This is a genomic window from Paenibacillus sp. FSL R7-0652 (assembly GCF_038595045.1).
Taxonomy (GTDB): Bacteria; Bacillota; Bacilli; order Paenibacillales; family Paenibacillaceae; genus Paenibacillus.
In genome coordinates this window covers 891,324-908,459 of record NZ_CP152001.1, presented here as the reverse complement: position 1 = coordinate 908,459, position 17,136 = coordinate 891,324, and the positions used below count along the sequence as shown (strand labels likewise).

The 17,136-nt window shown below is 47.0% G+C and carries 10 protein-coding genes; 1 reads left to right on the top strand and 9 read right to left on the bottom strand.

Going from position 1 to position 17,136, the window contains the following annotated elements:
- Positions 1-20: 20 nt before the first annotated feature.
- The 8 genes from MKY97_RS04140 to MKY97_RS04105 all read right to left on the bottom strand — a co-directional run bounded on the left by MKY97_RS04140 (position 21) and on the right by MKY97_RS04105 (position 15,623).
- Positions 21-1,208, bottom strand: coding sequence for a TIGR04053 family radical SAM/SPASM domain-containing protein (locus MKY97_RS04140; protein WP_342556226.1), 1,188 nt, complete (start codon positions 1,206-1,208; stop codon positions 21-23).
- A 415-nt stretch (positions 1,209-1,623) separates the two neighbouring features.
- Positions 1,624-2,784, bottom strand: a complete 1,161-nt coding sequence (locus MKY97_RS04135) for a cobalamin-independent methionine synthase II family protein (protein ID WP_342554248.1) — start codon at positions 2,782-2,784, stop codon at positions 1,624-1,626.
- A gap of 146 nt (positions 2,785-2,930) precedes the next feature.
- Entirely contained in the window at positions 2,931-4,127 is a 1,197-nt protein-coding gene (locus tag MKY97_RS04130; RefSeq protein WP_342554247.1) for a crosslink repair DNA glycosylase YcaQ family protein, read from the bottom strand.
- Between the two features lie 267 nt (positions 4,128-4,394).
- Positions 4,395-4,964: a hypothetical protein gene (locus MKY97_RS04125; protein ID WP_342554246.1), complete on the bottom strand. Its 570-nt coding sequence runs from the start codon at positions 4,962-4,964 to the stop codon at positions 4,395-4,397.
- 101 nt (positions 4,965-5,065) lie between these two features.
- A complete protein-coding gene (locus MKY97_RS04120; protein WP_342554245.1) occupies positions 5,066-6,058 on the bottom strand; it encodes a tRNA-dihydrouridine synthase in 993 nt (330 codons plus the stop codon).
- A 216-nt stretch (positions 6,059-6,274) separates the two neighbouring features.
- Positions 6,275-11,173 carry an Ig-like domain-containing protein gene (locus MKY97_RS04115; protein WP_342554244.1) on the bottom strand — a complete coding sequence of 1,633 codons (4,899 nt, stop codon included), beginning with the start codon at positions 11,171-11,173 and terminating at the stop codon, positions 6,275-6,277.
- Between the two features lie 258 nt (positions 11,174-11,431).
- Positions 11,432-14,485: an ATP-binding protein gene (locus MKY97_RS04110; RefSeq protein ID WP_342554243.1), complete on the bottom strand. Its 3,054-nt coding sequence runs from the start codon at positions 14,483-14,485 to the stop codon at positions 11,432-11,434.
- Entirely contained in the window at positions 14,475-15,623 is a 1,149-nt protein-coding gene (locus tag MKY97_RS04105; protein ID WP_342554242.1) for a response regulator, read from the bottom strand. Before MKY97_RS04105 ends, MKY97_RS04110 begins: the two co-directional genes overlap by 11 nt.
- Positions 15,624-15,894: 271 nt before the next feature.
- Between MKY97_RS04105 and MKY97_RS04100 the strand changes: the two genes are divergently transcribed.
- On the top strand, positions 15,895-16,101 hold the full coding sequence (locus tag MKY97_RS04100) for a DUF2536 family protein (RefSeq protein WP_342554241.1): 207 nt from the start codon (positions 15,895-15,897) through the stop codon (positions 16,099-16,101).
- Between the two features lie 118 nt (positions 16,102-16,219).
- Here the strand turns inward: MKY97_RS04100 and MKY97_RS04095 are convergent, their stop codons facing one another.
- The gene (locus tag MKY97_RS04095; protein WP_342554240.1) at positions 16,220-17,038 is read right to left on the bottom strand and encodes a VanW family protein; all 819 of its coding nucleotides are present in this window, start codon (positions 17,036-17,038) and stop codon (positions 16,220-16,222) included.
- Between the last annotated feature and the right edge of the window lie 98 nt (positions 17,039-17,136).

The window sequence follows — 17,136 nt, the reverse complement described above, 5'->3', positions numbered from 1 at the left end:
CACTTCCCGCCATATAAACTTTATCGCAGCGCTGCCGGAATGTAGGCACATGCCGGATCACCAGCCATATAATCTCCTGTAACTGCATACGCTCTTGCTCTGGAGCCTCCGCACATCGTTTTGTACTCGCACACGCCGCATTTACCCTGCAGCTTCGACTTATCTCTAAGTGTCTGCATCACAGGTGAGTTTCTGTATACATCCATCAGTGATTCATCTTTCACATTACCGCACACCACAGGCAGGAAACCGCTGGGATAGACATCACCCGTATGACTGATAAACACAAATCCGTCCCCATCATTAACCCCTTGCGGTGCGCGTCCCAGCAAATCTTTGTGTTTGGAGAGGGCTGAACCTGCATTTTGATCTGCGTTGTCTTCTGAAAATCGCCCCGTATCTGGCCTTAATTCTACTTCCGAATGACGTCCCAAGTTGAATTCCGAGCTCTGCGCTAACCGCTGCTTTATTTGCTGCTCTGCCGCTGCCCGCTGCTGCATCATTACTCTTCTGTAGTGTGGTGCCTCCGTTGATTTCACGCCGTAAGGCATCTCATGAGCAAGCTGCACCATCCATTTCATAACCTGTTCATGCTCTTCCGGCGTGATCATATCCTTCTCCCGGGCTCTGCCTGTCGGAATGAGGAAAAAAAGACTCCACAGCACAACGCCCATCTCCTTCACCTTGCGGCTGATTGCATCCAGATCTTGAAGGTTATATCTGGATACCGTTGTGTTAATCTGAATTGGAATGTTTGCTTCCTGAAGAAACCGGATTCCCCTCATCGTCAGATCATACGAACCTCTCGTTCCGCGAAAATGATCGTGGATCTCGGCTGTTGACCCGTCCAGGCTGAACGCCCAGCGGGATAAACCCACTTTCTTGGCCTGCATAATTGCCGCTTGAGTGACCTTCGGGGTAGCGCTGGGCGTCATGGACACAGGCAGCCCCTTCTCCCGGATCGCATAGTCCGCCAGTTCAAACAGATCAGGCCGCATTAACGGATCTCCGCCGGTAAAGACAAACAGCGGCTGCTCCTCCAAAGCAGCGATGTCATCAATCAGCCGTTTCCCCTGTTCTGTAGTCAGCTGCCTCGGGTCCGCTCGATACTGGGCTTCGGCACGACAATGCAGACATTTCAGTGCACATGCCCGCGTCACCTCCCAGATCACAATGAAGGGATATCTGCTATAATCACGCGGCTTCATCTGCGGTCTTATCTGCTGCTTTTGGGCTTCGAGCTGCGGCATCATCATCCACTTTCCCCCTATCTACATGCCTAAGTGTAGAGCAGATGTCAGGTCAGGAAAGTGAGAAGAATCACAATGCCGACATAACGATCACAAGTTAACGAATGTGTATCGCTGCGGGAATCTACATCAGTTGAACTCATGATGTCCCCCAGCCCACTCCGATGACAGAATAACCTGGAGAGCAGCAGCATTCCTCCGATTTTTGGATTTCCTTTTTCACATTAAAAAAGCGACCTTTCCCAAATGCTGCTTGGAAAAGATCGCTGTATCAAAGGCTTCACGTATTTATTTAGGGTCTACCCGTTTGAGCGGCATTGTTCAATACCTATGGCAATGATGTTTAAGGTTTATGTCTACGCGTGGATGGGAATCAGCTACCCCAGTACTGCTTCGCAATCTGCTGACCCTGATGAATCTTCGCCCACTGCTGCGCTTCGCTCAGTTCGTTCCCCCCATCGCAAGAGGCAAATCCGCACTGATGAGACAGCAGCAATCTGTCCTTGTCGATGATTTTGGATGCTTCGTCCAGCAGGCGCACTACGCGTTCTTCATCGTCGAGTGTGCTCGTTTTGGAAGACAGCAGTCCCAGTACAATTTCCGTATCCGGTCTGTCCTTGAACACTTCCAGCGCTTCGATGGAACCTGCGCGGTCATCATCCCACTCCAGGAAGAAGCGGTCATACTTCAACTGCTTCAGGAACAGATTCGCAATCTTCGCATACGACCCGCCACCCATGTTGCGGGAATCATAGTTGCCGCGGCAGTTATGTGTCCACATTTTCAGACCCAGGCTGTGACCGAAGTCAATGACCGTATTGTTAATATCAATAAACTCCGTGGCGAGACCCTGGACTTCCTCTTGATTAATATGCTCCCCGGTAAACGGCGAGTTCGGATTGTCATCTGCAAACAGCTCCCACAAACAGTCGTCCATCTGCAAAATTGTCCCGCCTGCAGCGGCAAACTCCTGTACAAACTCCTTGTAGGCATTCACCAGACCCGCCTTCAGTTCCTGTGTATTCTGATACACCGCATCTTTACCTCCGATGTTGTCCGACCATGACAGCTCACCGAAAATATGGGACGGTGACGGGATGCAGAGTTTAGTCTGCTGGTCACCCGCTTGATCCTGCAGCTGTTTGAACAGTTGAATGAAATGATGATTCCTGCCGCTCAGTGTGCCCGTAATGCGCAGCCCGATGTCTTTGCGTGTTTCATATTTGGAAGTGCCGTCCACATCCCGGAAAAAGTACCCATGATCCGCGATATAACGCTCCACTCCGCCAAAGCCCCAGACAAAGTCGAGATGCCACATGGATTTGGAGAACTCACCGTCCGTGATGACGGACAGATCATTTTCGATTTCTTTTTGGATCACTTGTTCAATCGCCTTGGTCTCACACTGCTGGTATCCTTCAAAGTTCTCATAGAATGGGTACTGGATATCATCTCGGTGTTCAATCTGTGTCTTATATGTCAACAGCTCTTCCGGCCGCAATAAACTTCCCACGATCTGAAACTTGTCTGTCATGTAAATAACCCCCTCGTTGTATATGATTATCATATCACGCTGAGCAGGGTTAGAAGAGATACCAAAATAATATGACTGGTTATAGCTTCAGGCTATATCAAATATGACATTCAGGTTTGTTTTCAACCTACCTTTAAGAACAGTCCTTAACTCTCTATCAAAATGGTCTCACAGTGATTAAATATCGAAAACCGTTCGAAACATTCCCTCACTACGGTTACAAGTTCTTCGGTTAGCTTGATGTCTTTTTCGTACCAGACATGTTTAACAACCAGCCTTTCGAATTTACGTTCCACGGTAATCTCAGCTCTTCCGATAAACCGATCTCCATACAATAAAGGCAGCACATAATAACCGAATTTCCGTTTGAGAGCAGGCGTGTATATTTCCCATTTGTATTCGAAATCAAACAATTCATGAATTAACTTTCTATCCCACAATAAGTTATCGAGCGGGGCAATCAATTCGCAGCGCTTTTGTAACTCCGGATTTTGCAGTACGTGCTCGATAAGTGGTAAGTCTGCAGCCAGACAATATAATGGCTCCTTCATCTGTTCTACCTCGACAGCAGCGATACACTTCTCCAGCATCAGCTCATGAAAAGCTTTGCTGCGCTGCTCCGTTTTTAGTCCCCATATGTTAAGCCAGGCATCGGATGCACGGTTCCACAGTAAACCAACAGCACCGATTCGGCGCAATACTCTCCACTTGTGATGATCCAATTCGGTCAGCAGCGGCTCGGGTGCATGCAGCACATCAGCCCGTATGTGTTTCTCAGCTATATCATAATATTTACGTGTGCCTTTTTTATGATGGATCACGAGTTCACCTGTCGAATACATCTGTTCCAGCACCGAGCGTGCAGCATTGCTGCCACTACTCCAGTGAATGGCTGAACGCCAAGTGAAATCTCCTTCTAGCTGCAGTGCATTTAATTCATTTGAACTGACCGGACCAACCTCCTGTATGTGGGCTCTTACTTGTCTTGTCATTGTCTCCATTTGGGGATAGCTTTCCGCATGCTGCCTGGCGGCTTGTCTGTAACGTTCGAAATAAGGCCAGTCCTGAGCCGGAATTATAGCGAGATTCTTGTCGGGATAATCGATCAGCAATCGGTCCTGATACAGCAGCTCGCTCAGCATATTCTTGCTGAAGCCGCTGATGCGTGACTGCAGTACTAACTCGGCGTTCTTCCCACAGATATCGATCGGATCATATTGAATGCAGCCAACCTGTCTTATGAAATCCATAACTCCTGATTTACCAATGTATCGGTAACCACCTATTAGCCCATGCTTCAACAATATAAACTGTCTGGCTTGATGTTTGGTTAATCGTATCATCAACGTGTCCACCCTTCATAAGCTCAACCACTGCAATCCCCGAATATGTAAAAACACCAACGAAACAAAACGTACGTTCCTATTTCATTTTAACTTCGCTGCCGTATAAAAACAACAAATAGTACAGCATAACAACTGTATTTTGTTCCAATTCAATCTGCATTACTTTCTCAACTTTGGAGCTTTTGAGCACTACAACCTCTTAATAAAAAAACTCCAATTTTAGTTGGAGTTCCATCACAATGGTTAACATGCAAAATTCAAATTTCACACCGTTCTGCGGCGCAGTTCATAGAAATACTGTACGGCAGAATGCTTCATTTTAATCGACTCGGACATGTTCAGAATGCGTTTCTTGCCTACTCGTCTGTCGATGAGCGCCAAAATGTTGAGCAGGATGTCCTTGCTCTCTAGATTGTCCTCGATGGAAGTCGCTAAAAACGCAGTTGCTGTCGCAGTGAAATTGGATTTGCTTAACGCCGTCTGAGCCGCTAACAGCTCTTTGGCATGAGATGTGCTTTTTCGGCCGCGCACCATGATCTCAAGACGTTCCTCGGGGACAGCCCCTTTGGCTTCTTTGCGTATCGCTTCAATCTCTTCTACACTTACGGGAATGATGATATTGGCGTCATTCTTAATCTCCTGATCGGTCTGATACCACCGGATGGGTGTCGTCGTATCCGCCATATTGAGGATATTTTTCTGATCTACAGTCAGGTAACAGCTCCCTGATTTATCAGGAGAATAGCGATAGCTGGTCGCCCGAAAAGCCACTGTTCCTGCCAATGCGGGACTAAGGAAACTTTCCAGCTGCTGCTTTAATTTGCTCCAGGACATATATAACGACCTCCTTTTTCAATTAATTGTAAACAAGCCTTATCTTTATAAGAAAAACATAGCCTTAACGGCTATGTCCTCTATCTAAACGTATATCCCATTTAGCGCTCCTGCTCATCTGCCCCAACTGAACTGTTCTTGGCGAACTCATCAAGCAGTTCGCGTACTTTAGCGGTTGTTTTAGCGTTCATCAAGTTACCTCTCAGCTCACTTGCACCGCGGAATCCGCGAACATAGATTTTGAAAAAGCGGGCCAGCGGACTGAACGAACGAGGTTCCTGTTCCGCATATTGATCATGCAGATCCAGATGCAGCCGCAGCAGGTGAAGGAACTCCTCCGTGGTATGCTCCCGCGGCTCCTTCTCAAAGGCAAACGGATTCTGGAAAATGCCTCGCCCAATCATAATGCCATCTACACCGTACTGCGCTGCCAGCTTCAGACCCATCTCGCGGTCAAGGATATCCCCGTTGATGGTAAGCAGCGTATTCGGAGCGATCTCATCCCGCAGTTTTTTGATCTCGGGAATCAGCTCCCAGTGGGCATCCACCTTGCTCATTTCTTCTCTCGTGCGCAGGTGAATGGATAGATTCACAATGTCCTGCTGCAAAATATGGGTTAACCAGTCCCGCCATTCATCGATCTCGGTGAAACCAAGTCTTGTTTTGACGCTGACCGGCAGGCCCCCGGCTTTCGCTGCCTGAATGATCTCCGCCGCAAGAGCTGGACGGCAGATCAAGCCGCTTCCTTTGCCGTTCTCCGCCACATTGGCTACAGGACATCCCATATTAATGTCGATGCCGCTGAACCCTTCTTTCGCCATCCCCATGCTCATCTCGCGAAAGAACTCCGGCTTGTCTCCCCAAATATGTGCCACAATTGGCTGTTCATCTTCTGTAAAGGTCAATCGTCCGCGCACACTCTTGCTGCCCTCCGGGTGACAGTAACTTTCTGTATTCGCAAACTCGGTAAAGAACACATCCGGTCTGCCCGCCTCACTGACGACATGCCGGAATACAACATCCGTCACATCTTCCATCGGCGCGAGTATAAAAAATGGACGCGGTAATTCACGCCAAAAATTGGTTTGTGTCATTTCTAAAACCTCTCTATGCATACTAGGAAAATTCTTTATCCTGAAATAGTTCATGATCTGCAGAACGATTATATCACACCCTCGAGAGAAGCATCATATTCTTATAAAATCAAACTATAAAAAAGCGGAACAAGGAGTCATTATTCCTCGTTCCGCTATTCTAGTTTTCATACGTTACAGCTTATATTATCCACCCTAAATTCCAACGATCTCCACTTAGATTAGATCTGACTTCTGCAGTAATCTCTGCATGATCGCCGCAATCTCGGCGCGTGTAATCTTACCCTTAGGTACAAGTAATGACTGGCTGCGCCCCTGCACAAGACCGGACTTCACGCTATCTGCTGCACTGGTTCGTGCCCAGGAGGATACAGCAGTCTCATCTTGGAACATCTGAAGTGCTTCATCCACAGTGGATGAGTTCAAACTGTCTTTTAGCCCAGTAATCTTCATTGCTTTGGCCAAAATGACCATTGCCTGTTCTCTAGTAATGGTTTCGTTAGGGTGGAAGGTACCATCCTCAAAACCGTTAATTAGTCTGTATGCATATGCTGTACGAACAGCACCATTGTACCAATCCTCATTGTGCATATCCATAAATGGGGATGCCCCATTCTCCGGACGAAGTCCTAGACCACGGACAACTACTGCGGTGAACTCTGCACGGGTCACGGCTCGGTCAGGACTAAAGCTGCCATTCCCGACGCCTTCCACAATCATCCGAGATCCCATATCATTCACAGCGTCTTTACTCCAATGATTGGTTACGTCCTCAAATTGCATCGGATGCCATACCACTGCATAAGTACTGTTGGTGAGGCTGTTAATTTCAGCCTCATATCTTCCGTTATTTTGACGTACTTTGGTCGGAACATGACGAACTGATCCGTCTGGCTCCACCACAACACCAGTTGTAATTTTATTCGGATCTATGTCATCTGGAATGGCTATCGTTCTCTCAACATAGGCATCAAAACTTTTGATTTCAAGTGATTGGTCACCGTATACAGCTTTAACTGTAAAGTCGAGCGGCTGAGCAGCAAGTGTCAGCTCATTCTGGGCAGCAGCACGCAATACATTTTCCGATTGAACAGATGTTGGTGCTGCGATTTCGATCTGCACCTTGATTCCCTGCAGATCGTTTGAACCTCCAACTTGACCTGCAATCTCCCCGATACGGATCTGTCCGGCGGGAACGGTGTATGAAGCCTGTTCTGTTTGGAATTCCAGTACAGCTTGATATTCTTCCATTGTCCTGATCATTTCACCAGTAAGTTCACCAACAAAGACGTCAAACGCTTGGCGAATAGGAATCGTAACAACCGCGCGCTGCCCCTCAGCGGCCAATCTATCGTTCAGCTTCTGCTGATCCACCACAATCGTTAACGCGGTTTGTTGATTACGCCGGGATGTTATCGCTTGTCCGGCATTCTCCACCTTCCCATTAACCAGAATATCGACGCCAGTCGTCGCTACTGCTGGTGTTGTTGGCGTTGGTGTGACAGGCGTTACTGCTGTAGTCGATGGAGCTTGTGTGACAGGCGAACTGGTTGGCGGAGCAGAAGTTCCTGCAGGCGTAACCACATTAGAAATAGCCGACTCTTTGCTTTTGCCCACACTGTTAATGGCTTTCACCGTAAACGTGTAGCTTGTCCCGTTACTCAACCCTGTCACTGTAATCGGACTGGCACTGCCTTTAACGATCACATTGCCTGGCAGCACAGTCACCTCGTATCCCGTAATCGGACTTCCACCGTTATGTGCTGGTGCTGTAAATCTCACGGTAGCTTGTCCGCTGTCCGGAGTCGCAGTCACATCTGTTGGCACTTCCGGAACGCTGGAAGTAGGCAGATTCACCGCTTGGATGACTTTGAAAGTCACAGGTGTCATATGATCTGCTGCTAATGTGACCACAGCTGTATATGTTCCTGCTGGTAATCCATCTTTGGCATGCAGGGTGAAATGGGTCTGCTCTCCGGCAGCCAGCTCCGTATCTGGCTGTGTAATAACAAAGGCTTCCGAACCATTCCCGCTAAGGGAAACGGATAAATTGACCAGCTTCCCAGAACCTGTATGCTGAATGAAAACGGTGTTTGTTTCCTGAGTACCCGATGCATACCCGAGCATCATGGATTTCAGTGTGCGATCTTCAATCGGAGCAATGGTATACGTTGGAGCTGCTGTTACCGTAAGAACCATGGTCCCTTTTTTGCTGTTATCTACTGTGGAAGTTGCGAGAATGGTATATTCCCCTGGCTCAGCATCGGCCTCTACCGTAACATAACCTGTATCGCTGACCTTCACCTTATTTGCTGTATCGTTACTGCTCCACGTCACCGTTATATCGGCTCCGCCTACGGTGTCTACCGCTGCCGTCAGCTGTCTGCTCTCTCCCTGCATCAGGCTGTCCGCAGCCGGATTAACGATGACGCTGTTCACGGCGGGTGCATACGTCACCTTGATCATGGACACTGCAGCCTTAGTTGGATCGTACACTGAAGCTGCTGTAATCACATAGTCCCCCGGCACGGCATCGGAAGCGACGCTAACGTTTCCGGTGCTGCTCACCGTCACCTTGCTGCTGGAGTCGTTACTTACCCACATCACAGATGGATCGGCTCCGCCCACCGCATTGACAACAGCGGTAAGCTGTTCGCTACTTCCCTGCATGACGGTAGTACTTTCCGGATTAACAGTGATGCTGTGAATGGCGGGTGCATACGTGACTGTTATGGCTGCCCTGCCCGTTTTGCTGCCGTCTTGAATGGATGCAGCTGTCACCGTATAGTCACCCGGTACAGCATCTGCTGCAGCCGCTACCAAGCCTGTATTACTTACTGTAACTTTACCGGTTTGGTCGCTGCTGTTCCACGTTACATCAGTCGTAGCTCCTCCAACTGCCTCAACAACTGCCTCTAACTGCAGGCTATCTCCCTGCACGATGCTTGCTGGATCAGGCGTAACGTTGACACCGTTTACTGCTGGCGCATACGTCACCGTAATTACCGCTGTCCCCACTTTGCTGCTGTCTACCGTCGAAGCTGCCGTAATGGTGTAGTTTCCCGGTACAGCGTCCGCTGCAGCCGTTACGAAGCCTGTATCACTTACTGCAACTTTGTTATCCACGTCACTACTAGCCCACGTTACTGTTGATGCCGCCCCACCTACAGCGTTTACGGTTGAGACCAGTTGTCTGCTCTCTCCCTGCATCATCGTGTCGGTACCGGGACTAATACTGACACTATTAACGGCTGGTGCATACGTCACCGTAATAACCGCCGATTCTCTCTTGCCCGTATCATAAGAGGAAGATGCTGTAATGATATAGTCGCCCGGCCTGGCGTCAGGTGCCGCACTAACCTTCCCCGATGCATCTACCGTTACTTTATTACTGAGATCACCACTGTACCATCTTACCGTATCTGGTGCTCCACCTACTGCTGTTACCGCTGCTGTTAGCTGCGTACTTTCCCCCTGCATCAGGCTAGCAGTACCCGGACTAACGGTTATACTTTGAACCGCTGGTGCATAGGTCACCGTAACGGTTGCTGCAGCTGTTTTCGTGCTGTCATAAGTGGAAGCAGCCGTGATGATGTAATCGCCCGGTGTCGCATCCCGTGCCACGTTAACTAAGCCTGCAGCATTTACTGTAACTTTGTTCGTAGTGTCACTACTGCTCCAATGGACTGTTGTTGGCGCTTCTCCCACCGCGTTAACCACAGCAAATAGCTGTCTGCTTCCCCCTTGCATAGTACTTGTCCTAACCGGGCTCATCGTCACACTGGTAACACTTGGTGGAGGCGGCGGTGTGAATTGGGCCGCCCTTATATTTACGACTTTTCTGTCATTCTCGTCCCACACCGCATACAGTGCTCCATTCATTGCTGTGATAGCAGGGTTCATGGCGGTTTTAGTTCCAAACGCATTCAAACCACCATTTCTTCCATTCTCGGCTAGCACCCATCCATTTCCGTTATATTTTTTTACACGAATTTTGAAAACGGGAACCCCATTTACCCATTCTCCTGAATTTTCGGACCAAATGGCATATAACTCGTTTTTCATACCCGCTAACTGAACCTCGAAAGCACGCATACCGATATTTACATTAATACCATACTCACCATCTCCATCAATATTGGTCCAAGTCGTTCCGTCAAATTTTTTAACACGAATTTGATCATCAGTACTATATTGACCACCGCGGGCTTCCACCCATGCTGCGTACAAATGGTCATCGAAAACACTTAAAGCTGGAGTTATTGCATTATTCCAACTTACTTTATTCAAGCCAACTCCACCGTCAGCCACAGTCCAGTTGGTACCATCATACTTCTTCACCCGCACTATACTAAAACCATTGGCCGCTCTTTCAGACCACATTGCATATAAGTCGTCGCCAAACACAATCATAGCTGGCCCACCTGCTCCAGTGTCTGGGGTGATGTTTAACCCTTCCGTTCCGCCTCCGTCAAGGCTTGTCCAAGTAGTACCATTGTATTTCTTGGCGCGGATCTTGGCTGCCTCGCCCCATATGGCGTATAACTCGCCTTTATATGAAGTCAACTTGGAACTAATAGCATTGACTGAGGGATTTACATTAATTCCTTCCGCACCCTCTCCTTCGGCATTTTTCCAGCTCGTACCGTCATACTTTTTGACCCGAATTTGGCCAATAGAAGAGGTTTTCATCTCTGTCCAAGATAAATACAAAGCGTTATTAGACACAGCGAGAACCGGAGAAACTACATCTTTGTTGACATCAAAATTCAAACCATATATTGGGTGACCTCCGTCAACACTTACCCAGTTCGAGCCATTAAATTTTTTGACTCGGATTTGACCAATAGTAGGCGTACTTTGAATTGTTTCTCGCCATGCCGCATAAATTTCACCCTTCCATTCCACTATGGCAGGCTTTTCGCCTCTCATAGCTGGATTCACGTTAATCCCAGTTTCTCCATACCCATCAATGATCGACCAGCCCGATGCTGCCGATGTGATACTGCCCCCAACCATCAAGGATGGTATAAAAAGAATAATGGCCATGAACAGGTGTGCCATTCTTCGAAAATGTCTGTTGAGTCTCTTCATTAAGGTTTTTACAGGGTCCATTACGCATCTATCCCTCCGTCTTCTCGTTTACTATGTATGATTCATACACTTCTGCTCAGCATAACGGACTTCACCTTAAAAAAACCTTAAAATTCAACTAAATTCGACACACTTCGACCCATATAACCTCCATAACTCCTGATTGTGACGTGCGGCCCTTACACCTAATCCATTCCATCTCATGTTCACAACAAGCCATACCAACAAAAAAAAGGTTCCATCGCAAATGCGATGGAACCCTTGATATAAAATTCCCCCTTAAGACTGCATATCCGGAATACGAAAAGCAACACTCGTCCCACGACCCGGTTCGCTCATAAGTTCCAGTGAAGTACCATACTCAAATCTCAAACGTTTATTGATATTCCGCAAGCCTACACCTTGTTCTACATTCGATTCATTCGGATCCATGAACAGATGGATTCGCTCAGGTGAAATTCCAACTCCGTCGTCGGTTATAGTAAATAACCAGAAACCATCTGCTCTTGATGCTGTCAATTGTACTGTTCCGCCTTCGATCTGTGCTCCAATACCGTGACGAATTGCATTTTCAACTAACGGCTGCAGGAGCAGTGGGGGCATTTTCAGACGATAAGCCTCCTCAGGTATGTCATATTTGAAACATATTCGATCACCGAATCTTGTTTGCTCAATCTCCACATATGTTTGTATAAGTTGGAATTCTTCATCAAATTCGATGCGATCATCCGTATTGCTGAATCGAAAGCTCCCACGTAAGTAATCCGCCAGCGCGATAATCATGTTCCTTGCACGCTCCACATCCGTATAACTGGAAGAAACAATACTATTAAGAACATTATATAAAAAGTGCGGCTTGATCTGCGATTGAAGGAACGCCACCTCCATATGTATGGCTCTTCCCAACGATTCCTTCATGGCAAGCAAACTTCCAATTCGAGCCTTCAGTTCTTCCAGATCAAATGGTTTAGGCAAATAATCATTAGCTCCCACCTGGAAGGCCGCCACTTTATCCTGCGGCTGCAGTGCTGCTGTCACCATGAGCACAGGCAGTTCCAGCAGCGAATACCGCTTGCGAATTTCCAGACATACTTCATATCCAGACATGCCGGGCATCATCAGATCCAGAATGACCAGATCTATTCTCCCCGGCTGGTTGATCTGTTCCAGCGCCTCGTATCCGTCTTTGACCGCGATAACTCGATAATCGAGCGATTGCAGCGCATCGAGTAAAACTTTCAGATTCACATACTGATCATCAACAATTAGTACCGTACGATTACCTTCGGCATTCATAATCCAAGGTGTTGAAAAGGAATATTCCTTTTTCAAAGGCAGATTGTAAGGTTCCGTTGAACGCTGCAGGGCTGGAGTACTCTTCCTAGTTGAATCTGCCATCGGTAAAGTAAACGTAAATGTAGTGCCCACCCCAACCGTAGATATAACTTCAAGCTCCCCTCCCTGCAGATCGATTAGCTGCTTCGCAATCGGCAGCCCCAGCCCGAAACCGCGCTTCTGTGTTCCCTCCATGGATTTAAAAGGCTCATAAATATGCGGCAGATCCTTCGGATCAATACCTGCCCCTGTATCCCTGACCTCCAATTGAAGCGAACCTCCGCATACTTTTCCAGTGACCACAACGGTACCATGATCTGTGTGTTTGACCGCGTTATCAAGAAAATTACTAATGACTTGGCTTAATCTGATTTCATCAGCATACGCGAAAGGGAAGTTCGCTGGTACCTGATTGATAAGCTGAATATCCTTCTCGGCACAAAGATAGGTGTAAAAACGAATCTGCAGCTCTACAATCGAACGTACGTCTACTGGCGCAGGTGCAATTCTGAATTCTCCCTGTTTCAATTTGGATAAGTCCAGAATGTCATAGACAAGCTGAGACAGTTTCCTTGTAACTTCAATCACTAACTGCAGCTTTTCCCGCTGCTCGGCTGTAGCTGGGTTTGCCGCATCATCAAGCATGGATCGTGATATGTTCATCACGCCGTGCAGAGGGGTCTTGAATTCATGCGAGGTACGCGCAAGAAAATCATCCTTTTGTTTATCTGCCTCAAGCAGCTGCTCGGAAAGTTCCTCAATCCTCTGAAAAGCATTGGAAAATCGGAAAGACATCAGCAGTCCAAGGATGAGAAGCACAAGAAACGGCTCGACTGGTGGCAGTGAATAGATGGGTACTCCGAAATATACGTTCATGTTCTGGTTCAAAATCAAAGCGTTTAATGCCATCGCTGCCACGGCAAGATACCAGCTGCCAGCTACCTTATGCAGAACAGCATGAACAAACACATATGTTGCGTACAGCAGAGCCAACGTGACATACAGTGACGTCACAACACGCATCAGTCCGGTCGTAATCTGCACAGCGAAAACCAAATGCAGGAGGAGCAGACATGCGCCTGTAATTAAACCTCCTTTAGTAAGCCATTTGTGACTATACGGGCGAAATGCCGTATACACATACAGGAAAAAGCCTACGCCTACCCCAACTGTCACTACCATTTGGATTCGGAAATAGAGCCAGAATGGGAGTGCTCCGATCACATCAAATAATACCCTCTCACCGCTGACACTTGTAAAAGCCGCGATAAACAAACACACGAACCCAAATACGACAAGGGAAAGATCATTCCTCCGCTGAGAGAATAAACCTATAAAGTAGAGTCCCATGATCAGAAAGGCGGTCATTACCACCCAGTCATGTGCAGTCGCCAGATCCCGTATTCTAGAAATCTGATCCGCCTTACCAAGCTGAATGGATTCACCTATTCCGCTAGCAACCTTAAATTCATGATTAGCAACCTCGATAAGAACATCATTCCAACCCTGTTTTAATGTGAAGTAACTGACATATGGCTTATTGAGTGCTCGATAGTCTTCCTTCAGGTTGGGGTCTCCACTGGAGCCTACAACTTGGCCATTGACGATAAGCCTGTTAGAGATCAGAATGGCGGCCGTTTTGATCCCATATACGATATTGTCATCATCAATCCGTATCCTCAATCGGTAAGTGGCTTCACCTAACGTATCCATCTGCTTAGCCCAGTTACCTGGTACCTGGATCATTGAAGGTACATAATCTCCCCTACGATCTGAGGCAAGAGAGCGGCTGAAAAGCAGCTGATGGGGATAAAACTCCCATTGTCCGTCCAACCGAACGACACCCTTCTCCTCAAATGCCCAATTCGTCAAATCCATCGTTCCATTGACTGCAGTGGGCATCTTTTGTTTATTGACCGTAAAATATGTCAGCAGTAATCCATAGGTGGTAAAAAGAATCGCTATTGTAATAAGCAGCGCAATGATTTTACGACTCATTGAGCTGTGAACTCTGTCTTTCCTTCGTTTGATGAAAAAGTAACATCGTTTCCTCCTCTAATTCTGATCCAAGCTGTACGCGTACAGCCTGTTCCAACTGCAAACATACACGGTACGCCTCGTTCCGATTACCGAGCTCCAGATGGAGTTTGATCAATGACCGGCCGTCGGTCTCGGAGTCGGGAAATATCGTGAGCAGTCGCTGCAAGCTATCCACTGCAAATGAGAGATTTTCTCGGTTACGGTAATAAACACTCCATTTGCGCAACACACGGACATACAAGGATTTGATCTCCAACTGTTTGGCGATTGCCCAGTCGAAATTGCATCCTTCCATATAATCTCCATTGTACATCTCGTTCATCTGATGGTAATGCTTCTCGTTCATATTTCCTTCGCCCAATATTTGGTTCAGTAATGTCTCGAACAGTGACACATCCGTCGTGATATTGTTCAGCTCAGCGGAAAACCCCTGATTTCCTTTGTGAATATGGATCGGGATGTCTTGATCCGTCAGGCTTTTCCGCAAATAAGAGAGACAGGTATACAAATACGATTTGGCTTTGTCGAGATCATACTCCGGCCACAATGCCTCAATAATGAAGCCAGCATTCACACGTTTGCCCTCATGATGAATGAGGAACGCACACAGTTCTCGTTCTTTTTTTGTTTTCCATATAACTTCTATATCGGGCTTGGGCGGCGAGAAGATATGAAACCCACCAAGAGATCGAACAGACGGAGCCTTATTGGTCTGCTCTGAATCTTTCTGCTTGGATAGACTTTTTGCTATCCGAGTCACTGTATTCTCTAATCTGGCTAATGTAAAAGGCTTTAGCAAGTAATCGGTAGAATCAATCTCGAATGCTTCCAGCGCATATTCCGCATAGGCAGTCGTGAAAATAATGGGCAGCTCCGGCGAGATGCTTCGGATGCGGCGCGCAGCTTCGGTCCCCTTCATACCAGGCATCTGGATATCTAGGAACACGGCATCGACCACTGTTTCGCTTAGAGCATCGATGGCTTGAAAAGGATTGAGATATGTTCCGGCAATTTCGACATCTCCTACCTGCTTAAGCAATATTTCAAGCAAATTCAAAGCATCTGCTTCATCATCAATTAAAATGACACGTATCATTGGCTGTTGACTCCTTTTCAGTTCAAACTAAAGGCTGGCGGCTTCAAGTCAATGTTACATTCGTTATGATTCATATATTTATCGGGCGGGTGCCTCCGTCTCATTAGATTCTTTTTCATTTTCTACGATTACGATCTAAGCTCTTCATACAAACTAGTCTTTGCTGTTCCTCTGAATTACGCACACTATTGTAGAACTGAAGAAGCTGCTCTACAATGAAGCTCGGCAGGCTCTTAACCTGCAAATTAAAATTGGAGGAGGCCTGAAGAGGATGGAAATTTCATTGGATATGATCAAAGACAAGGTTGAATGTCTGCAGGCGTATGATTTTCAGGAATTGGAACGAGCAATTGAGGAACGAATCAATATAAACAAAGCATTAGTATTACGAGTGAAACAGGTTCAGCACCAAGTCACATTTGACCCTATTCGTAATAAAATGCTGTACAGTGCGGCTGTACATTTTGCGGTCGAGTAAGAATTGAACCAGGTATCGCTTACTGAAGCAAACTCAAACAGCGCGCACCGGTGTATATCGGATGCGCGCTGACTGCACAGCTTATTCTGATTGAAAACCCGTAGTTTTAAAATGCTGTTTACTCTGCTGTTATTGCTGATTCGGTTAATAACGGAGAATACATCATCAAGGCATTGTTCTCAGTGATGAATTCATCATTAATCTGTTCACCTTCCTGATTGTAAACCCGCCGATGAAGCACATTTCTCCTGACGTAACCTCCCCAATGCTGCTGCTCAATACGGTGCTGTTTCTCATATATTTCATAAGAGTACTGTACTTTCTCGTTCGCCCGCCATTCTCCCTGCAGTACATGATTCTTTAATTCCAGATGAAGCTGGTAACAGGTTGTCGTTGGATTCGAGATCATCAGATCCAGATAGTTATAAGCACACGTGGCTCCGCTTCCAAACGGCTGTGTACGGTTCGAATCAGGGAATACATCATAACTGTGCCGATGACGTTCAACTACGGCAAGTGGTGTGTGCAGCGTCATCCAGTAAATTAGATTCGAAAGCTGACAGAGTCCTCCGCCAACCCCAGGTTTAAAGCCGCCATAAAATAATATCATCCCCGGAAGATAACCTTTGCGCGCTGTAGTTTTGCCGATCAGCTTCCAATAAGACATCGTTTCACCAGGCTGAAGGAGCAGTCCATTCAGACATTCAATTGCAATTGACAGATTGATTTCTTTGTTATGCTGAAGCCACATATCCACGTCCTTCAACTTTCGAAGGGTAGGTGTTTCATGATGGAATATAACATGCGGAAACTTTTCCTGCGAGAAGGACTTAGCAAATGATGTACCGTCAATTAACCATTTCGCATACCTTCGCCAAGTATAGTATGTTTTTCCCAACATCAACCGCAGCTTGGATCTCGGAATGGGTTTTCTCATGGCATCATCGACCCTTCCTTCGTGTTTTGTTTTTTTTAAATAAATATCATCTATTGTCTTATAGGACGTTCTTCCCTTCACTCTGGTTACGGTCATCT